At 71.1% G+C, this 26300-nt stretch carries 23 protein-coding genes; 6 read left to right on the forward strand and 17 right to left on the reverse strand.

All coding sequences use genetic code 11. The features are described 5' to 3' along the window. Positions 1-55: 55 nt before the first annotated feature. The 5 genes from KIK06_RS09410 to KIK06_RS09430 form a co-directional block, all read right to left on the reverse strand. Positions 56-1417 (reverse strand): GntP family permease, encoded by a 1362-nt coding sequence (locus KIK06_RS09410; protein ID WP_268642835.1) that lies wholly within the window; start codon positions 1415-1417, stop codon positions 56-58. 47 nt (positions 1418-1464) lie between these two features. After that, entirely contained in the window at positions 1465-2649 is a 1185-nt protein-coding gene (locus tag KIK06_RS09415; protein WP_268642836.1) for a glycerate kinase, read from the reverse strand. Between the two features lie 85 nt (positions 2650-2734). Next, the gene (locus KIK06_RS09420; protein WP_268642837.1) at positions 2735-3817 is read right to left on the reverse strand and encodes a CdaR family transcriptional regulator; all 1083 of its coding nucleotides are present in this window, start codon (positions 3815-3817) and stop codon (positions 2735-2737) included. A 36-nt stretch (positions 3818-3853) separates the two neighbouring features. Further along, the gene (locus KIK06_RS09425) at positions 3854-4117 is read right to left on the reverse strand and encodes a DUF397 domain-containing protein (protein WP_268642838.1); all 264 of its coding nucleotides are present in this window, start codon (positions 4115-4117) and stop codon (positions 3854-3856) included. Further along, positions 4114-4968 carry a helix-turn-helix domain-containing protein gene (locus KIK06_RS09430; RefSeq protein WP_268642839.1) on the reverse strand — a complete coding sequence of 285 codons (855 nt, stop codon included), beginning with the start codon at positions 4966-4968 and terminating at the stop codon, positions 4114-4116. Before KIK06_RS09430 ends, KIK06_RS09425 begins: the two co-directional genes overlap by 4 nt. Before the next feature lie 208 nt (positions 4969-5176). On the opposite strand from KIK06_RS09430, the gene KIK06_RS09435 reads away from it, so the two are divergent. Further along, on the forward strand, positions 5177-5533 hold the full coding sequence (locus KIK06_RS09435; RefSeq protein WP_268642840.1) for a hypothetical protein: 357 nt from the start codon (positions 5177-5179) through the stop codon (positions 5531-5533). Between the two features lie 175 nt (positions 5534-5708). Continuing rightward, positions 5709-7196 carry a DUF6177 family protein gene (locus KIK06_RS09440; protein ID WP_268642841.1) on the forward strand — a complete coding sequence of 496 codons (1488 nt, stop codon included), beginning with the start codon at positions 5709-5711 and terminating at the stop codon, positions 7194-7196. Positions 7197-7410: 214 nt separating this feature from the next. Here KIK06_RS09440 and KIK06_RS09445 read toward each other — a convergent pair whose 3' ends face one another. From KIK06_RS09445 to KIK06_RS09465, 5 genes are all read right to left on the reverse strand, one after another. Then, entirely contained in the window at positions 7411-7824 is a 414-nt protein-coding gene (locus KIK06_RS09445; RefSeq protein ID WP_268642843.1) for a hypothetical protein, read from the reverse strand. Between the two features lie 33 nt (positions 7825-7857). Further along, positions 7858-10494: an ADP-ribosyltransferase gene (locus KIK06_RS09450; RefSeq protein ID WP_268642844.1), complete on the reverse strand. Its 2637-nt coding sequence runs from the start codon at positions 10492-10494 to the stop codon at positions 7858-7860. Next, entirely contained in the window at positions 10491-10859 is a 369-nt protein-coding gene (locus KIK06_RS09455) for a DUF6507 family protein (protein ID WP_268642845.1), read from the reverse strand. Before KIK06_RS09455 ends, KIK06_RS09450 begins: the two co-directional genes overlap by 4 nt. After that, positions 10859-11233 carry a hypothetical protein gene (locus tag KIK06_RS09460; protein ID WP_268642846.1) on the reverse strand — a complete coding sequence of 125 codons (375 nt, stop codon included), beginning with the start codon at positions 11231-11233 and terminating at the stop codon, positions 10859-10861. Before KIK06_RS09460 ends, KIK06_RS09455 begins: the two co-directional genes overlap by 1 nt. Positions 11234-11685: 452 nt before the next feature. Beyond that, the gene (locus KIK06_RS09465; protein ID WP_017601361.1) at positions 11686-12261 is read right to left on the reverse strand and encodes a CGNR zinc finger domain-containing protein; all 576 of its coding nucleotides are present in this window, start codon (positions 12259-12261) and stop codon (positions 11686-11688) included. An 82-nt stretch (positions 12262-12343) separates the two neighbouring features. Between KIK06_RS09465 and KIK06_RS09470 the strand changes: the two genes are divergently transcribed. Beyond that, the gene (locus KIK06_RS09470) at positions 12344-13516 is read left to right on the forward strand and encodes an epoxide hydrolase family protein (protein ID WP_268642848.1); all 1173 of its coding nucleotides are present in this window, start codon (positions 12344-12346) and stop codon (positions 13514-13516) included. Between the two features lie 183 nt (positions 13517-13699). Here KIK06_RS09470 and KIK06_RS09475 read toward each other — a convergent pair whose 3' ends face one another. Next, positions 13700-15034 (reverse strand): RICIN domain-containing protein, encoded by a 1335-nt coding sequence (locus tag KIK06_RS09475; protein WP_268642849.1) that lies wholly within the window; start codon positions 15032-15034, stop codon positions 13700-13702. A 520-nt stretch (positions 15035-15554) separates the two neighbouring features. On the opposite strand from KIK06_RS09475, the gene KIK06_RS09480 reads away from it, so the two are divergent. Continuing rightward, on the forward strand, positions 15555-16928 hold the full coding sequence (locus KIK06_RS09480) for an acyltransferase family protein (protein WP_268642850.1): 1374 nt from the start codon (positions 15555-15557) through the stop codon (positions 16926-16928). A gap of 36 nt (positions 16929-16964) precedes the next feature. Here the strand turns inward: KIK06_RS09480 and KIK06_RS09485 are convergent, their stop codons facing one another. The 4 genes from KIK06_RS09485 to menB form a co-directional block, all read right to left on the reverse strand. Then, a complete protein-coding gene (locus tag KIK06_RS09485) occupies positions 16965-17807 on the reverse strand; it encodes a cupin domain-containing protein (protein ID WP_268645920.1) in 843 nt (280 codons plus the stop codon). Between the two features lie 117 nt (positions 17808-17924). Beyond that, a complete protein-coding gene (gene menD, locus KIK06_RS09490) occupies positions 17925-19640 on the reverse strand; it encodes a 2-succinyl-5-enolpyruvyl-6-hydroxy-3-cyclohexene-1-carboxylic-acid synthase (protein ID WP_026128091.1) in 1716 nt (571 codons plus the stop codon). Positions 19641-20210: 570 nt separating this feature from the next. Beyond that, entirely contained in the window at positions 20211-21191 is a 981-nt protein-coding gene (locus KIK06_RS09495) for an o-succinylbenzoate synthase (RefSeq protein ID WP_268642851.1), read from the reverse strand. Continuing rightward, positions 21188-22027: a 1,4-dihydroxy-2-naphthoyl-CoA synthase gene (menB, locus tag KIK06_RS09500; RefSeq protein WP_017601368.1), complete on the reverse strand. Its 840-nt coding sequence runs from the start codon at positions 22025-22027 to the stop codon at positions 21188-21190. The genes KIK06_RS09495 and menB overlap by 4 nt, the downstream gene beginning before the upstream one ends. A 230-nt stretch (positions 22028-22257) precedes the next feature. Here menB and KIK06_RS09505 point away from each other — a divergent pair, with 230 nt between their 5' ends. Continuing rightward, a complete protein-coding gene (locus KIK06_RS09505) occupies positions 22258-23457 on the forward strand; it encodes an AMP-binding protein (RefSeq protein ID WP_268645922.1) in 1200 nt (399 codons plus the stop codon). Between the two features lie 102 nt (positions 23458-23559). Here the strand turns inward: KIK06_RS09505 and KIK06_RS09510 are convergent, their stop codons facing one another. Beyond that, positions 23560-24189: a TetR/AcrR family transcriptional regulator gene (locus KIK06_RS09510; protein WP_017601370.1), complete on the reverse strand. Its 630-nt coding sequence runs from the start codon at positions 24187-24189 to the stop codon at positions 23560-23562. 128 nt (positions 24190-24317) lie between these two features. On the opposite strand from KIK06_RS09510, the gene KIK06_RS09515 reads away from it, so the two are divergent. Then, on the forward strand, positions 24318-25394 hold the full coding sequence (locus KIK06_RS09515) for a DUF2867 domain-containing protein (RefSeq protein WP_268642853.1): 1077 nt from the start codon (positions 24318-24320) through the stop codon (positions 25392-25394). 84 nt (positions 25395-25478) lie between these two features. On the opposite strand, the gene KIK06_RS09520 is transcribed toward KIK06_RS09515, so the two are convergent. Continuing rightward, positions 25479-26300, reverse strand: coding sequence for an ABC transporter permease (locus KIK06_RS09520; RefSeq protein ID WP_268642854.1), 822 nt, complete (start codon positions 26298-26300; stop codon positions 25479-25481).

A 26300-nucleotide genomic window follows, 5' to 3' on the forward strand; every position in this document is an offset into this window, starting at 1 on the left:
GGCCCCTGCCGGTTCCGAGGACGGCACGGGGCCCGGGGGGACGCACCCGCCCGAATCAGAGCAGGACGAACCCCAGCACCTGGATCACCGCGAACGCGGCGACGCCCTCGATGACCGTGGCCACGCTGAGCGTCCGGTAGGCCGTCGGCACCGGGATGCGGCTGATCTGGGAGACCACCCAGAAATAGGAGTCGTTGGCGTGCGAGACCACCATCGCGCCCGCGCCGACGGCGAGCACGGTCAGCACCATGCCCTCCGGGGAGGAGAGCCCGAGCGAGGCGAGCATCGGCGCGACCAGAGCGGAGGTGCTCACGATCGACACCGTCGACGACCCCTGCGCCGTCTTGAGCGCCGCCGCGATGAGGAACGGCACGGCCAGGCCGATGCCCAGGCCGGACAGGTGCTCGGACAGGAAACCGGTCAGCGGGGAGGCCCTCAGGACGGCGCCGAACGAGGCGCCCGCGCCGGTGATGAGCAGGATCGGCGCGGCGACGCGGATCGACTCGTGCACCTGCTCGTGGAACTGGGCCAGCCCGCCCCTACCGCGCAGTAGCGTCACCGCGACCAGCAGGCCGAGGATGAGCGCGATGAGCGGCGTGCCCAGGAACGTCAGGACGTCGAAGGCGACGCCCTCACCGACCGGCCGGGCGGGGAGCTGGACGACCGAGGAGACGCAGATGAGCGCCAGCGGCAGCAGGATCGGCAGGAACGCGTGGAAGGCGTTCGGCAGGCGGCCGTAGCTCGCGCGCAGTTCCTCGTAGGTCTGCGTGGAGATGTCCTCCTCGCTCTCGGCGGGCAGCGGCGTGAACTCCCTGTGGGTGAACAGGCGCGCGTAGGCCAGACCCGCGAGCGCGGCCACCACGGAGACCGGGACGCCGATGGCGATGATCATGCCGAGGTTGTCGGCGATGCCGATGGTCTCGGCGGCGGCCAGGGGACCCGGGGTCGGCGGCACGAGCGTGTGCGTCGCGTACAGACCCGTCATCAGCGCGATCGAGGTCGCCAGCGCCGACACCCCCGTGCGCAGGGTGACCGCCTTGCGCAGCGAGTTGAGGATGACGTACCCGGAGTCACAGAACACCGGGATGGAGACGATCCAGCCGATGATCGACATCGTCAGATTCGGGAAGCGGGTGCCGAGGATCCTGATCAGCGCCTCGGCCATGGCGATCGCGGCGCCCGAGCGCTCCAGGATCATGCCGATCATGGTGCCGAAGAGGATGACGAGACCGATGTTGCCCAGGGTGCCGCCGAACGCGGTGGTCACCGTGGGGACGATCTCCTCCAGCGGCAGCCGGAAGGCGAAGGCGCCGAGGACGGCGGCGCCCATCAGCGCCAGGAAGGGGCTGAGCTTCCAGCGCGCGGTGACGAACACGATGCCCGCCACCAGGACGAGGAGGATGAGAAGGGAGGACACGAACGGGGTTCCTTCGGTGCGTGCGGTTGTGCGGGGTGGTGTGCGCGTCAGGCGGGGCGGTGCGCGAGGAGGCGGCAGCAGTGGAACGCCGCCTCGGTGATGCCGGGCAGGACCTCCTCCCTCATGCGTTCCAGCGAGGCGGGCCCCCGGGCGATGGAGAAGGCCGCGGTGATCCCCGAGTTCCGAAGCTCCTCGGGCGGGACCGAGGCGCTCCCGGCGATCACCACGACGGGTGTGCGCTCGGGGGTGAGGCGGCGGACGGCGTCGACGACCTTCCCGGCCAGGGACTGGCCGTCGAAGGAGCCCTCGCCGGTCAGGACCAGGTCGGCCGCGCCGAGCAGCCGTCCGGCGTCCAGGACCTCGGCCACCAGATCCGATCCGGGGACGAGTTCGGCGCCCAGGAGCGCGGTCAACGGAGCAGGGAGGCCTCCGGCGGCGCCCATCCCGGGACGATCGCGCACGTCCGCGCCGGTCGCCTCGGCGAGCACGTCGGCCAGGCGGCGCAGCCCGGCGTCCAGGAGGCGGACGTCACCCGGGGTCGCGCCCTTCTGCGGGCCGAAGACGGCCGCCGCGCCCTCGTCGCCGACCAGCGGGTTGGTGACGTCGCAGGCGATCCGCCAGCGCACCGACCGGGCGCGCGGGTCGAGTGAGACCAGGTCCACGCGGTCCAGGTCGACGAGCGCCCCTCCCCCGTCCGGCAGTTCCGAGCCGTCCCGCGCCAGGAACCGGGCTCCCAGCGCGGCGAGCAGGCCGGTGCCGCCGTCGGTGGTGGCCGAACCGCCGATGCACAACAGGATCTCCTCCACGCCCGCGTCCAGCAGCGCCGTCACCAGGGGGCCGATCCCCCGGGTGCTCGCGGCCAGCGGACGGAGCGGGACGTCGCTGACCAGGGGCAGGCCGTTGGCCTCGGCCGCCTCGATGACACCCGTCCGACCGTCCGGCGAGAGGCCGTACCGGGCCCTGACCGGTCGGCCGAGGGCGTCGGCGGTGTCCACGGTGAACGCCGTGGTGTCCCAGGCGCCGAGCAGCGCGTCGAGGGTGCCCTCGCCGCCGTCGGCGAAGGGCAGGCGGTCGACGACGACCTTCCGGCCCGGGCCGGCGAAGGCCTCCTCGACCCCCCGGGCCATCGCCGCGGCCACGTCCACGGCGCGGGCGCTGCCCTTGAACGAGTCCGGGACGACGGCGACACGGACGGGTGCGACACCGTGATGTGTGTGAAACGCGCTGGACATGCACGAGAGCCTAAACACGTCAACCGTGCGATTCGACGGCCAACCGCCCAGTCTTCCTGGGACTTTTTGTGTGTTCTGTGTGCGATCAGCCCAAAGCGTCACACGCGTACAGGGCCATCCGCAGTGTGGCCAGTTGGTCGGCGCGGTGGATGTCCAGACCGGTCATGGTCCGGATCCGGTCGACCCGCTGGAGCAGGGTGTTGCGGTGGACGTACAGGGAGTCGGCGGCGGCGCGCATCGAGGTGGTCGAGGCCACCGCCATGACGGTGCGTCGCTGGGCCGTGTTCAGCCGCGAGGCGAGCCCGGCCAGGTGGCGCAGGACGCGCGGCGGCAGGTGGGCGACGGCCACGGCCATCGCCCGTGACCACGGTTCGGTGGTGCCCAGGGGCGGGATGAGTCGGGCGTGGCGGCACAGCGCCCGCGACTCCTCGGCGTGGGCGAGCAGGGCGTCGACGTCACCGGTGGGTTCGGTGGCGGTGTGGCGGCTGTCTGGGGGGAGGCCGAAGGAGCCGGACGCGGGGGCGGAGCCGGAGCCGACCAGCCAGAGGGCGCCGTGCAGGACGGCCGCCCGGCGTCCGGGGTCGGCGTTGACGCGGGCCACCGCCGTCTCGGCGAGGACGGGCGGGGCGGCGGCGCCGTCCTCGCGCGGGTCGGCGGCGACCCACAGGGAGAGTGACCAGGGCGGGGCGAGCCCGACGGCGGACAGGCGGGACCGTGCGTCGTCGGGGTCGGTGGTGCCCGAGCTGAGGGCGGCGACGAGGTCGCGGGCCTCGGTGTGGCGGCGGGTGGCGGCGTCCTGTTCGTGCTCCTGGGCGATGAGGAGCTGGACGGTGAGCGCGACGACCCGGGCCAGCGGCGCGACCTCGTTGGACTCACCGGTCACGCCCACCACGCCGCGCAGCTCGCCGTCGACCATGAGGGGTTCGTTGGCGCCGGGCCGGTCGGAGGTGCCCGGTTCGGGGGAGGTGACGAGCACGCCCCGCCCCTCGGCGATCACCCGCTGGGCGCCCCGGTGGAGGGTGCCCAGGCGCGAGGGGTCCAGGCAGGCGATGATGGTGCCGTGCTCGTCCATCACGTTGACGTTGTGGCTGATCGTCGGCGCGATCAGGTCGACCACGCGCTGGGCGAGGTCGCCGCTCAACGGTGGCCGACGCGGGTGTTCGACCATGGGTCACAGCATAGGTACTGGTGAGATGCCCGAAGGTCAGTCGGCGGCGGGGCCACCGGCCTTGATCGCGCCGGTCAGGCCGACCCACGCGTCGGCGGCGAAGGGGAGGTAACCGAGGTCTCGCTGGGTGGAGTCGCGCACGGCGGCGGCGCGTTCGTCCCAGCCGACCTCGACGCAGTTCCTTCCACCGTCCGGACTGTAGCTGCTGATTCTCCAGCCGACCTCAACACAGCTCCGACCAGTATCCGCGCTGTAACTGCTGATCCTCCAGTCAGATATCGCAGACGCGTCGTGCATCATCGGAGCTCCCTCTCGATCGATTCGACCAGGTCGACGGACTCACCCGGACTCAGGCTCACCGAGCGCAGCCGATCGTATCGGGCCGCCAACTGCTCTGCGTCTGAGGATTCCAGATACAGCCCTCCTGCCGGACATTCCAGATAGCCAACGAGCGGAAAGGGATCGTCCAGCCTGAGCAGGCGAAACCCACCTTCAAAGCTCGCGAGGACGCCATGGTCATGGGGGATCACCCGCACCTGGATGTGAGGATGCTCGACTCGCTCCAGCAGGTGCCGTAGCTGAGCCCGCATCACGGACCTCCCTCCAACGATCCGTCTGAGCACTGCCTCATCCATGACAACGTGCAGCTCTGTAGGCTCATCGCCCTCCAGGATGCGCTGCCGCGTCATACGCAACTCGACGCCTCGCTCGATCTGCGAGGCGGAATCCGTTGGGTTCACCGCACGCATGAGCGCTTCGGCGTACTCGGGGGTCTGGAGGAGGCCGTTGATGGGCGTGCTGTCAAAGGCGTGGATGCTACGGGCCCGGTTCTCCAGCCACACGTAGTCGATGAACCAGTCCGCCGTATCCCGCGCGTACCTGTCCCACCAACCGGTCTTGGTCTGCTCGGCCCCGAGTTGCAGCAGAGCATCGCGCTGGTGCTGCCCCTCCACCCCGTACAGGTCCATCAGGGCGACCAGTTCAGGCTGGGGAATCGGCTGAATCCCCGCCTCGATGCGGCTCAGCGTGCTGAAATCACGTCGTATGTGCTCGCCGACCTCCTTGAGCGTCATCTCGTTCTCCTGACGAAGCTCCTTCAGGAGCTTGCCAAGCCACTGAGCCCGCAGGGTCACCTTGCGCTTGCGTGGCATCCAGACCCCTTATGCCAAATTTGGGAGATTACTTGACTCCATCTTAGGCATCAGTCAGCATTGCAGCAAGTGAGCAGATCTCACCCAGAGCAACCGGGGCGCGGTGGTGCCTCGTGCTCGCTCCCGAAGACCACTGCCCGGAGCGGTCAGCTGAGATTAGGGCCTCTCTGGCGCTCCGGGCAGTGCCTCACAGGAAGAGGGGACTCCCATGACCGAAGTCCGCGCACTCCCGACCCCCATTCTCCCGAAGGCGGCGGACGGCGTCGACACCTCCATCGACGCCGAAACCCCCGAACTGCTCTCCGACGACCGGTTCGACCGCCGTGTCGAGACCGTGTCCGCTCTCCTGGCCGCCGCAGGCCTGGAGGTCAGCCGCTCCGACTCCGACCCCGGCCACCTGAACGTGGACCACCCCGGCACCGGCTTCACCGTCGAACTCGACCTGCGTGAGGATCGCGGCTTCGAATGGGCTCTGCGCGGCGACGACGAGATCGAGCCCGGCACGACCGCCCTCCGGACGGCCTCGTTCGTCGCCCGGCTCCTCTCCCCCGAAGCGCGCTCCTAGCCGGACCCGCCCGCCCGGGGCCGAAAGCCGCATCGGCCCCGGGACCACCGTGCCGTCAAGGTGTGGGTGCGGCCCCTGAGAGATCACGGTCTGGCTATGCTCACCCACCAGAGGTGACGAACCCCGTGTTCCGCGTCGCCTCGTGCCCCCCTTTCCCCGACCACACGGAGAACCGTTGAGCTACGACGTCGTGGCGTTGGTGGCCCAGGAGCCCGACGCCCCCGCTCTCACCCGGGTCCTGACCGACCTCGCCCCCGCCCTGCTCCTCGGCCGCTACCAGGAGACCGGCGTCCTCCAGGTCCGTGACACGGACGGACGCCTCCTGGTGACGGTCGAACCGGGGCAGCGTGTGGAGGCGCGCGACGAGGTTCGGCGACTGCTCGGAGACGAGGTGACGACGGGGCTCCCCGACCCGTGCTGGTGGGTGGAGCTGCGCGCACGTCCCGACGCATCCGGCCGCGAGACCGCGCACCGGATCGCCGACGCCCTCGCGCTGCGCCTCGGCGGGATCGTGTGGACCTCGCCGGAGACGGGAACGGCCAGCGTCGCCGACCTGTGGGAGGAGACCGCGCACCCGACCGTCGAGCGCACCGCTCGGCACGCGGTGGTCGTCGCCCAGGACCGCGAGATGGTGGGGTTCTCGTCGTGGCTCAACGACGCGGTGGGGGTCCACGGCGCACAGCGCGCGATCCAGGTCCTCACCCCGGCGACCTCCCGGCTCACCTACGCGCTGCGCACCTTCCTGGCCGGACCGCTCGGCCGCTGGGTGGTGCGCGGGGAGGACGGCACCCGCTTCGACGGCCTGACCGGTCTCGCGCTGCGCTGGGACGACGCGTACGGTTTCGTTCCGGAACGGGCGGACCTGGACGGCCTGGAGGAGGACCTGCGCGACGCCCGGGAACGCGGGGAACACGCGTCGGCGCCCCGGCCCGCCACGGGGTCGACCGAGGAGTCCGCTGAGCCCGAGGCCGTCCCGGGGTTCCTTTCCACCGATCCGATGCAGACACAGCTCATCATCGAACTGTCGGTGCTGCACCGCGACGCCTCGGCGGCTCGCGTGGGTCGGGCGGTCGAGATCCTCACCGAGCGCCTGACCGGTGCGGTGCCCTCCGGATGGGGTCCGCACGAACCGGCCCTCGCCGCCTGGGACCGGGAGCGGATCGCGGGGTTCGTGCGCGACCGGTCGCGCCGAAGCACCCTCGTGCACCTCAGCGGACCGTACGGCGTCGGCCACCCGTTCACGGGATCGCTGCGCGTGGAGAGACGAGGCGATCGGGTCGGGGAACAGGTGTCGCTGGCGATCGGTTTCGCGCAGGAGGGTGAGGTGCCGTTCGGCGCCCTGCCGGACCTGGTCGAGTCGCTGGCCGCCGAAAGGCTGCTGGAGGGGCTCCAGGTGCGACGCGTGCGCGGACGCAGCGACCTGACCTATGAGCCGCGTTGGGCGGGCCTGGCGGTACCGATCGGTCTGGCGATCGGCCCGGAGCGGGTGGAGGGGATCGGGCTGCGCCGTGCCCGTTCCGGACCCATCAGGGGCACGGTCCTCGGCGCGGACAGCCGGAAGTCGCTGTGGTTCCCGGTGCTGGGCACGGCAGAGTCACCCGCACGGGCGGTGAACCTGGTCCGCGCGCAACTGCGGCACCTGGCAGCGGTCGGTCAGGCGTGACCCGTCGTCGTTGGGCGCGGTGGGACTGCCCGCGCCCAACAAAACTCCAGTCGCCCTACGGGACAGGAGACTACGAATTCATGCCAGCGGGAGGCCACCCGGACTTGCGAGCGGCCTCTTTCAACTCCTCGGCACCATTTTCCTATTGACATCAATAATTCAGAATCGACCTCGCGTCAAGCAGGAAAACCCGCCGGACCATAAACTCTCGGAATCAGGAATCTGTCAACCGCCTCAGTTCACTGAGACCGCTGATTCGCTCAAGCGAAACACCTTTCGGAATATGCCCCGCGCGTTCGTCCTCAGTCGAACCAACCCACGCCTCAAGAGCCTGAACTGACGTCAATCCACGCCCCTTGGATTCAAGAAGTCGCCGCACCCAAGCACCTTTGGCATTTCTTCCTTCAGCACCCACAGAATCACGGTTCAGGAAGTTTGCAGCCGTTCCATCTTCAGACGCCCAGAGATAACCGAGCAAAATCTCCTTCTTGTATACTGGGGCATAAATCAGGACACCATCCGACCACCGATCGAACCTGGGTCCGGAATCAAGCCTTTCCAACTGAAGGTCGTCCCAGGCATCCCCTCGAGACATAGCATGAGCAGGGTCCGGTTCGCGATCGCTCATTTCACACCCATCTCCTGTACATCCATCCTAGATTTACGCACTTTCCACCCTGACAGTGATGTCCCAGACTCCCGTAGTCGGGTTCTCAACGGCATCTGTGAACACGAGTCGCGTACCCCTGGATAGAATGATCTCCCTCTGATTGGGATACAGGCTGTTTCTACCCATCCAAAGAGCATCATATCCCCGCGGGACATCAATGTGCAGCTGATACCGATGGCTTGGAGGGCCGAACGCGGCTTCCACCCCAAGTGATCCCGACATGTACCCCCGCTCTATAAAATCCTCCCCAATCAGGTCAGACGGGTCATGGATCCCTCGAACTGGATCTAGCATAAAATCTATGTCGCGAAGACCCCGATGAATCTGAACCGCTTCGGGAAGAGGGTTTCTCGTAGCAGCATCAAAAGCATCCAGGTTCTCTTCGAGCACCCTCCTGACTTCGGCGGCGTTTGCAGGCGTGGGATCTGGTCCGCCAAACCATTCATGAAGCCAGTCCCGAAAATACGGAGGAGGCAATCCTATCAGATAATCCACTGCAGCATCCTTGTCACTCATTCGCGAGAAGGTATTGTAGTAGTATGACTTTTGCGTGTAGCTCCTAGAGGCAAGCTGCTGCTCGGAGGTTAGATTGTCGAACTGGTAACCAAGGACCCTGTCTCCGTAGTCTTGACCTTCGCCATTCGAAGAGAATCGACGAATACCGTCGGAATCGACATGACCAGGATAGGTGGCTGTCGGGTCCGGCAGAAGTGAAGGGACGGAATCCACTGTCGTAGTTCCATCGACGCCCTGGATTCCATCGCCACCTTTTCCGGTCGCATCGGGGGAACCGGAACCTTGCCCATTATCGTTCCCCTGACCCTGGTCATCAGGTGCAACAGGACCTCCGTCATCTCTGCCATCGCCGCCATCACCGCTGCCATCGGAAGATGGTTCCGTGTCCGCCGACTCCTCACGCGGTCGGACGGGCTCGGATTCCCTCTTGTTCTCATCGCGGCGCCCGAGGCCGTCATCGACCTGATCGTCAAAGGTGTCGTCATCGTCACGAGCTTGGGACTGCTGCTCCGAGGTCCGCTCGGTACGAGGCTGACCCGTGTCGCCGCCCTGTGGGTCCCTGTCCGGGGTCGCGGGTGTGTCAGGGTCTCCGGATTCGCGTACCGGCGCGTTCGGCTCGTCGGCATCGTGCTGTGGTTGCGATTCGCGGTCCGGGCGGGTGCCGTCCTGGCGGGGTTCGTCCACGGACGGACGGGGGTTCGGGCTCGGTGTCGGGTCCGGGATGGGGTCAGGATCAGGGTTTGGGGTCGGAAGCCGTGGCGTCGGACCTCCAACGGAACCCGTGTCCAGATCGGGCATGAGGTCCTCGACCCGGCCGTCCGGGATCGGATCCTCGTCCAGGTTCTCCAGCAGCTCGTCCACGGACTCGAACTGACCATCGGGCCCGCCCTCCGGGTCCAGCGACGCGAACCCGTCGGCGTCGCTGTCCACGTCCTCACGGCCCCCGTCGGGCCCGTCGGCTCCGCCGCGCCGCCCACCGCCGAGCAGCGTGCGCACCGCACGGAGCGTGCCCGAGACCGGCAGCAGCGCGATGTTGGTGGTCGTGACCCCCGCCGCGTACTCGTTGTTCTCGCCCCACTCCGACCAGGCGAAGAACGCCTCGCGCTGCTCCGACCACGCGGCCCCGGCGTTGTCGCGCTGCGCGTCCCAGTCATAGCCCCAGTACGGCTCACCGCCGAACGGGTTGATCAGCCACCCGTCCTCACCGTGCAGACCGACCAGCGCGGCGGTGCCCTCGACCGCGCCCTGTCCGAACTCGACCTTGTTCTGCATGATCTCGTTCGGCTTGAGCGTCCACCCGGTGTTGGGCCCCCAGAGCCCGGACAGGGAGACGACGGTGACGCCCGTCTCCCACCCCACGTCGACGACGACGGTTTCGAGTGCGCCCAGCTGGAACCCCAGATACCAGTCCACAGGCCAGGGCGCGTCGTCGCCCTCGCGCATCCACTCGTAGGAGTCGCCGAAGTACCGGCCCGCGAAGTCGGTGAAGCCTCTGTCCTGTTCCCCGGCGTCGGTGGCCAGCCCGTAGGGGATCTCCTCCGGCGCCCCGGTGTACTCGTCGGGCGCGACGTAGGTGGGCCCGTCGGACAGGCCCGAGATCGTGTTGGCGCACTCGATCTCGGCGTCGTTGTAGGTCTGCCAGGCGCGGTTGACCGCGTCCTTGAGGTCCATGTTCTCGGTGATCGCGCTGGGTTTCTTCAGCCACCAGATCGCCGAGTCCGCGTCGACCTCCGAGCGCAGCTCCTCGGCCTGGGCCCGCAGCGAGTTCAGGGAGTTCTTCGCGGTGCGGATCGCCGCGGCGAAGTCGTCGAGCGCGTCGGCGACCGTGGTCAGGTCGGACTCGACGCCCTCGGCCTTCTCCACGGTCGGGTCCATCGCCGCCAGGAGCTCCCCCGACTCCGGCGCCTCGTAGTGCGCGTCGAGCCCCGACCACGTCGACCCCGCGCCCTCGGCGAGCTCCAGGATCTCCTCACCGCCCGACCGCAGATCCGCCGCGGCCTGCTCGAGGGACTCGGCGTCACCGCCGGGGGTCGGGATCTCCGCGGGGTCGATGAGGCGGAGGATGTTTCCGTCGACGCCGGTCTGGGCCTCGGTCAGCTGGAAGTCGCTCACCGCGGGCCTCCCGGCTCGTCCCCGCCGAGATCGAGGTTCTCCATGGTCCCCGCGTTGTTCTGCGCCTCCAGGGCCATCTCCTCGTTGCCGTCCATGTAGGCGCGGGTCGCCTCTCCGGCGCCGATCACGCACGACAGCCCGCGCAGCAGCATCTCCCCGGTCGCGCCGTTGTAGGCACCGGTGAAGCGCAACAACTCCGATTCGACGGGGCCGCTCCCGGCCGCCTCCAACGCGCTTTCGATCTTCTGCGACGTCCGGTCGACGCATTCGGAAAGGCCGCCGCCCGCCTCGTCGACGCCCAACTCAGCGCTGACATTGGTCAGGACCGTCGACACACCGGGGACGTAGAGGTTCCACTGGCTCATCAGGCGTTCTCCCCGGATCCGGAGGCGGTGGCGCCACCCTTCTCCGATTCCGCCCGCCCGGTTCTCCTCTCCTCGCGGGCACGAAAGAGAAGCGGCCGGAAATCGTCGGCGGGTTCGACCGCGTCCGCGTGGTCCGTCCGAACCTCAGCCATACTCTGCGCGGCGGCGCGCGCACGCAGGTCCTCAACCACGGCACGCACCTGTTCGACCGCCCGGTTCAGGCGCGCACGGCCCAGATCACCCTGGATCGGGCCGACGTGCGGGACGGCGCCGCCTCCGGCGGGGCTCCGGCGACCGGCGAGAGGCCGGACGACCTCCGACTCGGGAGCACCGGGCGCCGCGTCCTCGGGGGGATCCACCAGCTCGAACTTCATCCATCGACTCCCGTCGGGCAGCAGGGGGTGAGAACTGTCGTTTCGGGTTTCGCATGGATTATCCACAGCGGGCCGACATCGAATGACGCGCGAGAGGACGGACGGATTCGTGATCCGCGCAGCTCAGAGCGCACACATGACGGAGATGGAAAGGCATTCCGCCCATATGTGACATGGAACACAGGAAGATCGGGCCCTGCTCCAGGAGAATCGAGAACAACCGCCGTGATCAGGCGTTACGGCATGTGTTCCCGATCGGCCGCGTCCGGAAGCGGCCACTGTCCCCAGCCACCCGCACGGAGGGCGCCGGACCCGGTACGGCCGCCCGCCAAGGCGTCGGACCCCTCACGATCGAAGGCGGCGGACGGCTCCTGGCGGCGCCGTTGGAATACACCCGACGCGACAGACGTGTCGCAGGCGCGGGGCCCGCCTGGCCGCACCGAGCCCAGAGATCACTCCGCTGATCCGGGTGCTCTTCGCTGTTTGGCGTTGAAGCGCGCCTTCTTCTGACGGTTCCCGCACGTGTTCATGTCGCACCATCTGCGGGTGCGGCTCTGGCTGGTGTCGAAGAAGGCGGCCCGGCAGGTCGGTGACGCGCACAAGGCCAGCTTTCCGTCTCGTTCCCCCGCGATGACGCCGATCGCGTCGGCGGCGATCACGCCGAGGGCGTCTTCCACGCGGGAGGCCGAACTGAGCCGCCACCGCCGCCTGCCCTCGGGGGTCAGGATCGCCGCGGCCCGCCCCTGGGAGCTGCGGTCATTGATGACTCGGACAGCGGATGCGGGGAGGGCGTCCTGGATCGCGGCCGCCGTCGCGGCGGCGTGGATCGCCTCCCTCAGTTCCCGGGCGAGGTCGAGCTGGGCAGTGGTGCAGGAGTCCACGGCCAGGCCGTTCACCGCCAGCCAGTCGACGAGTCGCTGCGGCGTGGGAATGCGCTCCACAGCGTTGCCCTGACGCTCGGTCAGAGTCGCCGTGAAGCTGGTCGCCAGCACGTTGCCGAGGCGGAAGTCAGGGAAGCCAGCACGCATGGAACCACCTTAGCCGGTTGCACGCGGACATGGACACATGTTAGAACCGCCTTAGCCGGTTCCGCGATGGCCAGGAGGTCTCATGACCCGTCCAACCAGCGACGTGCAAGCGTTCGAAACCCACGCGACCGACGCCGACCTCGACGATCTGCGAGCGCGACTGGCCGCGGCGCGGCTGCCGGAGGCCGAGACGGTCGATCGCGCCGCGCCCGGCCCCCGCCGATGGGGGCAGGGCGTTCCCCTCGCCGACCTCGTCGAGGTCGTGAACTACTGGCGTACCGGGTACGACTGGCGGTCGTTCGAAGCGCGCCTCAACCGGCTCGGCCAGTTCCGCACGACCATCGATGACCTGGGAATCCACTTCCTGCACCGCCGATCCGCGCGCGCGGACGCCACTCCTTTGGTCCTGACGCACGGCTGGCCGGGCAGCGTCGCCGAGTTCATCGATGTGGTGGACGAGCTGGCGGATCCGAAGGACGCGGACGCGCCGGCGTTCCACGTCGTGGTCCCGTCGCTACCGGGCTTCGGCTACAGCGACAGGCCGACCGCCACCGGGTGGGGAACCGAAAGGATCGCGGCCGCGTGGGTGGAACTGATGGGAAGGCTCGGCTACAGCGGGTTCCTGGCCCACGGCGGCGACTGGGGAGGCAATATCACCACGGTTCTCGGCGGCAGGTTCCCGGCGCACGTTCTCGGCATCCACACGACGTTCGCCGAGGCGCCGCCCGGGTTGACGACGGACGGGCTGACGGCGGTCGAGCGCGGGTGGACCGAGGAAACCCGCGATTTCTGGCGCCGCCGCGCGGCGTACGCGAAGCAGCAGGCGACCCGACCGCAGACCATCGGCTACTCGCTCGTCGACTCACCGGTCGGGCTCCTCGCCTGGATCCTCGACAAGTTCGCCGAGTGGTCGGACACCGAGGACAGCCCGTTCGAGACGATCTCCAGAGACAGAATCCTCGACGATGTCACCCTGTACTGGCTGACGCGGACCGGCGCATCGGCGGCCCGCATCTACTACGAAAGCCACAACTCGCTCGACCCCGAACTCCGGGTCGACGTCCCGTCAGCGATCACCATGTACCCCCGCGACATCGAGAAGTCTCCGCGCCCCTGGGCCCAGGAGCGGTACCGGAACATCGTCCGGTGGAGGTCGCCCGGGAGCGGGGGGCATTTCCCGTCGCTGGAGGTCCCCAAGTACTTCGTCGAAGATCTGCGGGAGGGCCTGGCGGCGGTGCTGGCCGCCCACCGGTGAACGCTGCTCGGCGACACGGCACACGATGACCGGCGGCCGGGGTCAAGAACGTCGCGTCAAGGCAGCTCTCGGGAGAGGCGGCGGTCTCTCCGCGGTGTCCTGGCAGGGGTGGGGTCGCCGCTCCGGAGCGGTGACGGGGGTCGGCCCGCGCGGGCCGACCCCCGTCACCGGAGCCGCGGACGGTCAGGCGGGCACCGTCCACCGCTGGTTCTGGGCCCCGTTGCAGGTCCAGATCTGCAACCGCGTGCCGTCGGCCAGGCTCCCGCCGCGTCCGTCCAGACACATCCCGGACTGCGGATTACGCAGCGCTCGTGTGGCCGAGGAGTACGTCCACGTCTGCGCGCCGGTGCCGTTGCAGTCCCACAACTGCACGTCCGTCCCCGCGGTGGTGCCGCCGCCCGCGACGTCCATGCACTTGCCGAAGGCGCGAACCGTGCCGTCAGCCGCCATGGTCCACTGCTGGGCCTGGTTGCCGTTGCAGTGCGCGACCTGGATCGGCGTCCCGTTGGCGGTGTCGGCTCCCGCCACGTCCACGCAGATGCCGGTGGGCGCGGTGATGGTGCCGGTCGGTTCCCCGGATCCGGTGCCGTTGTCGTAGACGCGGACGTAGTCCACGAGCATCTGCTGGGGGAACCGGGTGGTGCCGTCGGGGTAGCCGGGCCAGGTGCCGCCGACCGCGACGTTGAGGATCATGAAGAACGGGTGGTCGAAGACCCAGGGGTCGCCGCCCAGGTCGGCGGGGGTGAGGGTCTGGAAGGCGACGCCGTCCACCGACCAGGTGATGGCGTCGGGGGTCCAGTCCACCGCGAAGACGTGGAAGTCGTCGGCGAACGCCCAGCCCTGGGGGTGGGCGTAGGGCGCCCCGATGCCCTCCGCACCCGAGTAGCCCGGTCCGTGCACCGTGCCGTGCACGAGGTGGGGTTCGCGGCCGATGTTCTCCATGATGTCGATCTCACCGGAGTCGGGCCAGGGGGTGTCGGGGAAGCTGTCCCCGAGCATCCAGAAGGCGGGCCAGATGCCCTGCCCCTCGGGGATGCGGATACGCGCCTCGAAACGGCCGTAGGCGCGCTCGAACCGGTCCTGGGTGGTCATCCGGGCGGAGGTGTAGGAGCCGTCGCTCTCCCTCCGCGCGGTGATGACGAGGTTGCCGTTCCCGTCGAGCGCGGAGTTGGCCCGGCTGGTGGTGTAGTTCTGGAGTTCGGCGTTGCCCCACCCGTGGTCGCCGGTCTCGTGCCGCCACCTGGCGGGGTCGGGAGCGCTCCCGGCGGGTCCGTCGAACTCGTCGGCCCAGACCAGGTCGCCGGGTGCGGCCCGCGACACCGGGGAGGACGGGGACGCGTGGACGAGCTGGGCGTCCACCGGGACCGCGCCCTGCTGCGCGGCCAGCCCCACGACCGCCAGGACGGCGACCGCGGCCGCCGAGAGGACGCCCGCGCCCGGGCGGCGCGGCGGGCGGTGTCGACGGGGCCGGAGGATTCCGGGGATGCGGGGGCTTCGGGGGACGGTGGTCGGGCTCATCCGACAGCTCCAAACTGCGTGCCCGGGCCTCGCGGTCGGCGTCCACCGCGTGGGGCCGTGCGCGGATCGGCCCGGCTCGGCTGGGGGTGGGGAAGTCGCGCGGCCCATCCACCTGACACCGTGCCACCACGGCGTCACGGAGTGAATGGGGCACAAGCCTTACAGATGCCCCCAGCTCACGACAAGGGGGTTTCGCGAGTTTTTGGAAGCGCTCCCATGCGCCGTGCCGAACACGTCCGGGTCCCCCGGTCGGGCGGTGAAGCCGACCCACGCCCGACCCGGGCACCTGGCAGCGGCCAGCCGGGCCTGACCCGCCGCGGAGGGCCCCGACCCCCACAGCCGCCGGGCAGCACACCTTTTCCACCACGGAACGCACCCCCCGACGAACCGTGCGCCCCTCCGCGCGCCCCCGGGCATGGGCGCGGTCAAGGATCCTGGCGGGCCGCGCCGGCGATCACCCGAAGGATGGGTGAGACTACACGGAGTGAAACAGTCGGACCCGGATCGGTGGTCGCGTCCCATGCCCCGCACCTGGCACCCCAGAACACCAGCGGTCCTCACGCGCATACGGCGGACCGCGCGCTCGACCCCGAAGCGCCGCGACCGCTACGTGGACCTGCTGCGCGCGCTGGCCATCGTGCTCGTGGTCCTGGGCCACTGGCTGGCCGTGGTGGTGACCACCGACGACGGGATCGCCGGAAGCAACGCCCTCGGTATCCTCGCCTGGACCCGCCCGTTGACGTGGCTGTTCCAGGTCATGCCGGTGTTCTTCCTGGTCGGCGGGTACGCCAACGCGGCCTCCCTGACCTCGCACCGGGACAAGGGCGGCGACGGGCTCGGCTGGGTGCTGGGGCGCACGGACCGCCTGCTCCGCCCGACCACCGCGTTCCTGGCCGCCGTGTGGGCGGTCGCGGTCGCCGCGCTGCTGCTGGGGACCCCGCCCGAGCTCGTCGGCCTGGCGCTGTGGGCCGCCGCCATCCCGCTGTGGTTCCTGGCCGCCTACCTGGGCGTCGTCGCCCTCGCCCCGCTGACACACGGGCTGCACCGCCGGTGGGGGGCCGCGGTACCACTGGTCCTCATCGGTCTCGTCCTGGCCTCGGACACCGCACGGCTGGGCTTTGACCTCCCCCTCGTCGGCGACGCCAACTACCTGCTGGTCTGGCTGGCCATGCACCAACTCGGCTTCCTGTGGCGGGACCGCTGGTCCCGGCCGCGTCCCCTCGTCACCGCCGCGGCCGCCCTGTGCGGGTTCGCTCTGCTGTTGGCACTGACCATGCCGGGCCCCTACCCGACCAGCATGGTGACCGTGCCGGGTCAGGAGCTGGGCAACACCACACCGCCGACGTTCGCGCTCCTGGTCCTCGGCCTGACCCAGACCGCCGCCGTGCTGTGGCTCGCGCCCCCCGCACGGCGGCTGCTGCGGCGCTCCGGCCCCTGGACGGCGGTCGTGGCGGTGAACTCGGTGGTGCTGACCGTGTTCCTGTGGCACATGAGCGCCGCGGTCATCACCGGCGCCGCCCTGTACGGCACCGGCCTCCTGGCGCAGTGGCCGGTGGGCTCGGCCGCGTGGCTGCTGCAACGGGTGCCCTGGCTGGTCGCGGTCACCCTGGTGCTGTCGGTTCTCGTGGTCGTCTTCGGCGGCGTCGAGGCGCGCACCGCCCCCTCCAGCGCCGGATGGCGGATCAGCGCGCGGACCTCGTCACCGGTCGGGAACGCGGCCTGGCGCGCCCTGATCGCGTTCGCCCTGGCCGCGATGCTGGCCGGGCTCACCGGAACCGCCACAGCCGGCGCGGGGCGAAGCGGGGTGGACACCCTCTCCGTGGTCGCCCTGGGGTCCTACGTGATGGGCGCGTCGATCCTGCGCCTGGCCCGCCGCCGCTGGTCCGGAAGCTGAACGCCGCGACCGGTGGCGAGGCCCCGCCCCGCCGGTTCAGAACCGGAAGTCGAACCGCGGGAAGCGCAGGCTACCGCCCTCGTCAGCGATCTCCAGGTCCTCGAACTCGAAGGCGGGCGTGGTGAAGCACGTGGCCAGGGTCTCCTGCGCGGTGAGCGTGCGCGCGGTCTGCCACGTCCCGGCGGGCACCAGCACCTGGAGCGACTGACCGGCCTCCGCGTAGGGGCCCAGCGTGTACCGCTCCTGCGGCACCGGTTCCGGCCCGGTCCCGCCCAGCTCGATCAGCGTCGGTCCGCCCCGGCAGAACGACCACATCTGCGCCGAGCGCAACTTGTGCCATCGGCACCGCTCGCCCGGGCACAGCAGGTACTGCAACGCCGACGCCGTCTCCCGCTCGGACTCATAGCCCTCCGGCCGCACGTACACGCCGCTGCGCCACGTGGCGCGGAACCACCCGCCCTCGGGGTGCGGGAACAGGTCCAGCGCCTCGGCCGTCGACCCGCGTTGGTCGACGGCCGTGAACACCCCCGGGGGCTCGCGTCTGAGATAGCGCACGCCCACGACCGCCTCGCGCGGGATCGCGCCGTAGATGTGGGGGAAGAGGACGCCGTCGTCGAGCGAGGAGCCGAACTCCTCGTCCAGCGGCAGGTGGGCGGAGGGGTCCTCCCAGCGCACCTCGCAGGACAGTCGCGCGGTGTCGACCACCAGGACGCAGAACGGCTCGCTCGCCGCCCGGTACAGGCTGTTGGCCACCGCGAGCATCGCGTGCTCGTTCGGGGAGGCGTGGACGAACCCGTCGGTACGCAGACTGTCCGGCGCCACGTCCCCGGTTCCGCCTCGCCAACGGGCCAGTTCGGTCATGTGCAGCACGTAGTTCATCGTGATCGACCCCGCCACGTACGCCCCCCGGGGATCAGGTGTCCCGCCGGTCCCTTGTGGGCCTTCTTCCCCCACCGCAGTCGACGCAATCCTGGAATCCGTGCCGGGGGCGGGAGATCACACGAGCGGGTCGACCGCCTCGTCCACGACCGCCTGCAACCGGCGGCGCAGGGCGGCGCTGTGGGACCGGTCGGTGCACACCTCGACCACGCGCAGCCCCTCCCCCATCAGCGCCTTGGGCAGGTCGGCCGCCCACTCCAGACGCGTGTAGGGCAGGTCGGCGACGGCCGCGACCCGTTCCATCGACACCCCGTGCGGAGTGCCGAAGACCCGCTCGAAGTCCGGGTGCCCCGCCTGCTCCAGGCCGGAGAAGATCCCGCCGCCGTCGTTGTTGACCACGACGACCGCCAGGTCCGGTCTGGGTTCACCGGGGCCGATGATCAGCCCGTTCTGGTCGTGCAGCACCGCCAGGTCACCGAGCAGGGCGTAGGAGCGCTCCCCGCCCTGCCGCTCGTGGGCCAGCGCGGCCCCCACGGCGGTGGACACCGTCCCGTCGATCCCGCTCACCCCGCGGTTGCCCACCAGCCGTACCCCGCACCGCGCCCGCATCGTTGCGTCCAGGTCGCGGATGGGCATGCTGGACCCGGCGAACAGCAGGGATCCCGCGGTCAGTTGCGAGGCCAGGTCGCGGGCCAGCCGCGGCTCGCTGATCAGTTCCTCGGCGTCCAGCGCCCGGTCCAGGGCCGTGCGGGCGGCCTCCTCGGCCCGCCACCAGGAGCGCGACCAGTCGGTGCGCCGGGGCTCGTCCCACGACAGTCCCTCGGGCGGTGCGACGGCGGCGACGACGTCGGTGGCGGTGCGCGCGGGGTCGGAGAAGGCGTTGGCCAGACCCGCGGCGGGGTCGCCGACGGCGGAGGCGGTCACCACGACGTGTCGCCCGGCGCGCCGCAGGTAGGCCTGGATCTGCCGCGAGAGGTTGGGCCGCCCCACACTGACCACCAGTTCCGGGGGGTGCGCGGCCGAGAAGCGCGGCGAGGCCAGGAGCTGGCGGTAGGTGGACAGCGCTCCGGTGCGGCGCGCGTTGGAGGTGGGTTCGGCCAGCAGCGGCCACCCGGTCAGCTCCGACAGGGCCAGGAACGGCACAGGGTCGTAGTCGCCGTCACCGCACACGATCACTCCGCGCTCGACCCGGGGCAGCACGTACGGCGCGGGCTCGGTCGAGGGACCGGGGCGGTTGATCCAGGGGCGGCCCTCCTCCCGGCCGTCCAGCGGTTCGGTCCACGGGACCGGGGAGGGGCCGTCGGGGGTCAGCGGGTCGCGGAAGGCCACGTTGAGGTGGACGGGTCCGGGGCGGCGGTCGACTGACGCGCTCCAGGCGCGGCAGGCCAGCGACCGCCAGTACGGCACCATGCCGGGAACCGGGTCCGGCGTGCCGACCTCGGCGAACATGCGCACGGCGCCGCCGTACAGACCGATCTGGTCGACCGTCTGGTTGGCACCGGTCCCACGCAGCTCGGGCGGCCTGTCGGCGGTCAGCACGAGCAGCGGCACCCCGCTCTCGTCGGCCTCCATGACCGCCGGGTGGAAGTTCGCGGCCGCGGTACCCGAGGTGCACACCACCGCCGTCGGGCGCCGCGAGGCCCGCGCCAGGCCGAGTGCCAGGAAGGACGCCGAGCGTTCGTCGACGCGCACGTGGACGCGGATGTCGGGGTGGGCGACCAGGGCGAGCGCGAGCGGCGTGGAGCGCGACCCCGGTGCGACCACGGCCTCCTCCAGGCCGCACCGGACCAGTTCGTCGACGAGGACCCGGGCCAGGGCGGTAGACGGATTCATCGGGTTCTCGGGGCCAGGTCCCGGGCCTTCGCGGACCGGGAGGAACGCCCCTGCCTCCTTGCGGGTGGTGTCACGGTTGCCGTCGGCCCGCTCGCGGGTGCGGGGGTACCGGTCGTGGATGCCCTGGTCGGTGCCGTGGGCTGCGGCGCTGCCGAGGCGATCGGGGACCGGAGGGCGGGGCGCGCGACCGGACGTCACCACCTCGGTCACCCCCCGCCCGCGTCCTCGCGCGCACTCGGTCGCTCTCGCTCGTTCTGGTCACGGGGCCGCCGCGCCACGGCCCGGTTCCCTCCTCGGCGGTTTCCTCCGCCCCGGCGCCCGGGGGCGCCGGTGTGCGCTGGTCACCGCCGTCTCCATCTTCGCGCGCTCCCGGAGCGGAGTGCGCCCGACCCCCGGAACCCGGAAGGGGACCCCGTCTTTCCAGTGAACCGTGTCCACCGGGGTGCGGTGGCGGGTCACGGCTGTGATCTGCGACCCTCAGCCCCTGGCGCGTACGCGCGGCGGCGCCCGCGCACGGGGGCGGCGCTCCCCCCGGTCCGAAGGACGCGCGGGACCGCCGCCCCGGACGGTTCAGGGGCCCGACGACCTCCCAGCCTCCCGGGCGGCCTCGGCGCGGGCGCGCCAGGCCGACGGGTCGGTCTCCACCGAACGCAGCCGCTCCTCGTCGACCGACACCGCGCGCACCGGCAGGTACCCGTCCTCGGGCAGCAGCGGGTCGGCGGTGACGTCGGCGGTCAGCATCTGCATGGTCGCCAGTCCGCACGCGTGGGGCAGTTCCGGCAGCGCGGCCGCCAGAGCCACCCCCGCGGCCAGGCCCACCGACGTCTCCACGGCGCTGGAGACCACCACCGGCAGACCGCACGCCTCGGCCACGCGCAGGGACGCGCGCACCCCGCCCAGCGGCTGCACCTTGAGCACGACGATGTCGGCCGCCCCGGCGGCCCGGACGCGCAGCGGGTCCTCGGCCCGGCGGACGGACTCGTCGGCGGCGACCGGCACGTCGACGCGCCGCCGTACCAGGGCGAGCTCGTCCAGGGTCGCGCAGGGCTGCTCCACGTACTCCAGACCGAACCGGTCCAGCTCCCGGACCATCCGCACGGCGGTGTCGACGTCCCAGGCGCCGTTGGCGTCCACGCGCACCCGACCCGAGGGGCCGATCGCCTCGCGCACGGCCTCGACGCGGGCCAGGTCCTCGCTCGGGGCCTGGCCCCGCTCGGCCACCTTCACCTTGGCGGTGGCGCACCCCCCGGCGCGGACGATCGCGGCGGCCCGCTCGGGGTCCACGGCGGGCACGGTGACGTTGACCGGTACCCGGTCGCGGACCGGGGCGGGCCAGCCCTGGTGGGCGGCCTCGTGACAGGCCGCCCACCAGCGCGACGACTCGCGCGGTCCGTACTCGGCGAAGGGGGAGAACTCACCCCATCCGGCCGGCCCGCGCACGAGCATGCCCTCGCGCACGGTGATGCCGCGGAACCGGTTGCGCAGTCCGATCGCGAACGCGCGCCCCCCGGTGAGCCCGTCCTCCGGGCCGGGGTCGGGGGCGGCGGTCACGGGCGGCGCGGGAACTTGTCGAACTCCGGACGGCGCTTCTCCTTGAACGCGTCCCGGCCCTCCTGGGCCTCCTCGCTCATGTAGTAGAGCATGGTGGCGTCCCCGGCGAACTGCTGCATGCCCGCGGCGCCGTCGCTGACGGCGTTGATCGCGCCCTTGACCATGCGCAGGGCCAGCGGCGACTTGTCGAGCATCTCACGCGCCCACTGCACGGTCTCCTTCTCCAGGTCCGCCAGCGGCACGACGGTGTTGACCATGCCCATGTCCAGCGCCTCCTGCGCGCTGTACTGACGGCACAGGTACCAGATCTCGCGCGCCTTCTTCAGGCCGACGGTCTGGGCCAGCAGCCAGGAGCCGTACCCGCCGTCGAAGGAGCCGACCTTGGGGCCGGTCTGCCCGAACTTGGCGTTGTCGGCGGCGATGGTCAGGTCGCAGCAGACCTGGAGGACGTTGCCGCCGCCGATGGACCACCCGGCGACCATGCAGATCACCGGCTTGGGCAGGCGGCGGATCTGCACCTGGAGGTCGAGGACGTTGAGGCGGCCGATGCCCTGCTTGGCCACGGCGTCGTCGCCCATGTAGCCGTCCTCGCCGCGGATCTTCTGGTCACCGCCGGAGCAGAACGCCTGGTCACCGGCACCGGTGAAGATGATCACACCGACCTCGGAGTCGTCCCGGGCGACGTTGAACGCGTCCTGGAGCTCGAACAGGGTCTGGGGCCGGAAGGCGTTGTGGACCTCTGGGCGGTTGATCGTGATCTTGGCGATACCCTCCGCGGTCTCGTAGATGATGTCGGAATACTCGCCCGACCGCTGCCAGTCGATCACGCTGCTCACGGCTTCTGCTTCTCCTCACGGGGACACTGGGACAGCGTGGACACGAGCGGCCGCGTCCACGCGTCGACCCTACGCATTGTGCCAGGCGGGCCGGGCCGTGCGGGCACGCCCCCGGCACGCCGCCCCACCGGGTCACCGACAGGCTACTCAGGCGTAGTCTGTCCCGCGTGGCACAGGAGACAGCAGAAGTATTCCCGGAATCGACGACGGCCTTCGAGGACGGCCGGCCGCTGCGTGCCGTCCGAGGCCTGGACCCGGGCCGCCTGGGAGACCTGGTGGCCCGTGCCCTGGAGGGGGACGGGCCCGCCCTGCTGCCCATCCCCGACGGGACCCCCGACACCCGCGCGGCCGAACTCCTGTCCGCGATGCGTCCCTCGTCCCTGCTGACACCGGACGGTCTCATCGGCCTCGACGGCGGTCCACCGGTCGCCCCCGACACGGCCCTGGTCATCACCACCTCCGGGTCGACCGGCCGCCCCAAGGGCGTGGAGCTGTCCGGCTCCGCGCTGCGCGCCTCGTCCCGGGCATCCGTCGAGCGCGTCGGAGCGGCGCCCGGTGACGCGTGGCTGTGCGTCCTGCCCGCCGGCCACGTCTCCGGCCTCCAGGTGATCCTGCGGGCCATGGCCACCGGCACCGAGGCGGTGCACGCGCCGTTCGACGTCGACACCGTCGCCGACCTGGCGGCCCGCCTGCGCCCGCACGTGTCCCTGGTCCCGACCCAGCTGCGCCGCCTGCTGTCGGCCGGGGTGGACCTGTCGGCGTTCGGCACGATCCTGCTGGGCGGCGCGGCCGCCGAGCCCACCCTCCTGGCGGCGGCCCGCGACTCCGGAGGCCGGGTGGTCACCACCTACGGCATGACCGAGACCTGCGGCGGCTGCGTCTACGACGGGCTCGCGCTGGACGGAGCCCGGGTGCGCGTGGACGGCGACGGGCCGGGCGCGCCCGGCCGGATCCTGCTGTCGGGTCCGATGCTGTTGACGGGCTACCGACTCGCTCCCGGTGTCGCGCCCGACCCCGGCACCCTGGTCACCGGCCCGGATGGGCGTCGGTGGCTGCGCACCAACGACCTGGGGCGGGTCGACGAGCGTGGCCGCCTGCGTGTGTTGGGCAGGGCGGACGAGGTGGTCAACACCGGCGGGCACAAGGTGGTTCCCGCCCAGGTCAACGACCTGCTCCTGGCGCATCCCGCGGTGGCCGAGTCGGTGGTCGTGGGCAGGCCCGACCCCGAGTGGGGCCAGCGCGTGTGCGCGGTCGTGGTCCCCGCCGACCCGGCCGACCCGCCGACGCTGGAGGAGCTGCGGTCGTGGGTGCGCGAACGCCTGCCCTCCTACGCGGCGCCCCGTGAGCTGGAGGTGCGCGACGCGCTGCCGTTGCTGGCCTCGGGCAAGCCCGACCTGGTCGCGCTGCGCACACCCGCGCCCGGCGCCTGAGGACGGGGCCCGCCCGGTCCGGCCGCCGACCGCGGCCGGGTCTCGGATCGCTCCCGGACCGGGGTGGGACCACCGCGTCCGGACGGATGTCGGGCGGACGCGTCAGCCGTTCGGTTCCCCTCCCCCCTTCCCGCGCGCCGCCGTGCCATGGGGGCGGTCCAGGACCAGGTCTCCGGCGCGGGACAGGACCTGGAGCCGGGTCCGGCCGCCGTGGTCGGCGGCGAGGAAGTGCGCGCCGATCGCCAGGCAGAAGGCGAGCAGGCCGCGGGCCTCGACCTCGTCGGGGTCGGGGCAGAAGGTGCCGATCGTCTCGCGCAGCAGCGCCATCCGCTGGTTGTCCACCCGCCGCAGCCGTTCGGCGACGGCCTCGTCGCGCCGGGACCAGTCACGGACCGCCAGGTCGATGGGCAGCAGGCGGTCGTCGGAGAAGGTGAGCATGCCCGCGAGCTGGGCCTTGTCCCTGGGGTCGCCGCCCTCGCGCTCGACCCGGTCGAGCACCTCGTCGACGCTTTCGCGCTCCCAGGCGTCCAGCATCGCCTCCAACAATGCGTCGCGGTCCGCGAAGTGCCCGTAGAAACCGCCTTTGGTGACGCCGATCCGCTTGGCCAGCGCCTCGACGCGGACGGCGTCCGGACCGCCGTCGGCCAGAGCTCGCAGCCCTTCCTCGATCCACCTCTCACGCGGTGTGCGGACAGTACCCACGATGTGCGCCACCTCACTGTTCCAGTTCATATACGCGACCGTATACAAGGTCTAGTCTCGTTCTATACGCAAGCGTATACGCGGCGGGGGCGGTCGGCGCGGATCCGAGCCGCACCAGGTCCCCGCCCTTCCCGGAGGCAGGAAAGGCGGCAGCAGCCATGAGACTCCCCCACACCGCCCACACCGCTCGGCCGTGGCGGATCCACGAACTCACCCGCGACTTCCGGCTGGAGGACGTGTGGGCGTTTCGCACCCCCGGAGCCGGACCGGACGACTTCCCCGCGATGCTCGCCGCGCTGCGGGAGGCGGGTGGGCCCGAGCGGCAGTCCGCACCGGTCCGGTTCCTGTTCGCCCTGCGCTGGAAGCTCGGAGCCCTGTTCGGTTGGGACCGGCCGACGAGCGGGGTCGGGGCCCGTGTCCGCTCGCTGCGCGACCGCCTGCCCGCCGACCTTCGACGAGCCCCGAACACCCCGGGCTCCGGCAAAGACCCGTTCACACCGGTCTACGAACTCGGCGACGAGTGCGCCAGCGAACTGGCGAACACGACCGTCCACACCGTCATGCACCTGGGGTGGGTGCCGACCGATCGGGGCGAGTACGAGCTGCGCATGGCCGCCCTCGTCAAACCCAACGGCCTGTTCGGCAGGGTGTACATGGCCGCCATCGCTCCGTTTCGCCACCTGATCGTCTACCCGGCGTTGACCCGGCAGTGGGAGGCCGCCTGGCGCGACCGCGACCGCCCGCGCCCGGCGGGCGGCACCCCGCAAACCGTCGACGGCGCCGTGGGCACGGGTGCGGTTCCCGCCTCCGTCCTCGCCCTCAGCTCGCTGTCCAGGGTGGACTACATCGACATGTTCACCCTCTCCACCGACGTGGACGCGACACCCGAGCAGTGGGCCCGGGCGATGTTCGGCGACGTCCCCGACCCCCTGGCGCGGCTGATCTGGCAGGGTCTGCTCGGCCTGCGGCTCAGCCGGGGGCCCTCCCCGGACACCGTGGCGGGATGGCGGATCACCGGACGCGGGGACGACTGGATCCGGTTGGCGACCGCCTCCCGGTCCACGTCCGACAACCTCGTCGTACGGGTGGCCGACGGGCGGGTGTCGCTGGTGACCTGCAGGCGTTACGGTCGCCCCCTCGACCGCCTCGTGTGGACCCCGCTGTCCGCCGTCCACCGCCGCCTGGCCCCCGGGGTGCTCCGCGGCGCCGTGACGGCGGTCCGGGCCCCCCGCTAGAGCACCTCGGCGAAGCGGGCGCGACAGATCCCCACCCGATACGGCGATCTGTCGCGCGGTCGCGGGTGCGCGAACGCCCGCCCCCTACACCACACCGCGCACGCCCGCACCCGGCGCCCGGGAGAACGGGGACCGGCGGAGCGGGGAGCGCCTGCGGTCGCGGGTGCGCAGCCGGAACGCGGTCGCGGCCACGAGGACGGCGCACACGAACCACAACGGTCCCAGGAACAGGTGGGACACCGGCACCGAGTCCTGGAAACCGGCGGCCACGCCGGTCTGCATGGTGCCGTAGGTGGGCAGGAGGGTGACGATGTCGCTGTCGGAGGCCGGGTTGGACACCGGGTTCTGCAGCCCCATGTCGATGATCGACAGCATGATGATGCAGAACATCCCCTCCAGCTCACCGCGGAGCAGCGACGCCAGCATCACGCCGATCCCGCCGAAGGCCAGCGCGGCGCCGAGCAGCGACAGCCACAGCATCACCGGCTGCTCCGGCGCCCAGTAGAGGCGGATCACCGCCACCGCGTACGCGCACACCAGCGCGGCCGCGACCAGCAGCGCGGTGAGCTTGGCCGCGAGCAGGTAGGTGCGCGGGTATCCGGCCATCGCCAGACGCGCGTCGAACTCGGCGGACCTGAAGGTCACGATGAACATCATGAACCCGACGATCAGTGTGACGGCGTTGACGGCGCCGGAGATCTTGCTGACGTGGTTGCCGTGCACGACCACCGTCTCCCCGGTGGCGCGCAGCAGGAAGGGCACGTCGGCGCCGTCGATCACCAGGTAGACGAGGGTGATCCAGGTCGGGATGAAGAACACCACGAGGACCAGCGCCAGCCGGTTGCGCAGATGCTCCAGGAGCGCGTAGCGGGCGGCCGTGGAGTAGCGGATCCAAGCGCGTCGCAC

This window comes from Nocardiopsis sp. EMB25, from assembly GCF_026797795.1.
Classification (GTDB): Bacteria; Actinomycetota; Actinomycetes; order Streptosporangiales; family Streptosporangiaceae; genus Nocardiopsis; species Nocardiopsis lucentensis.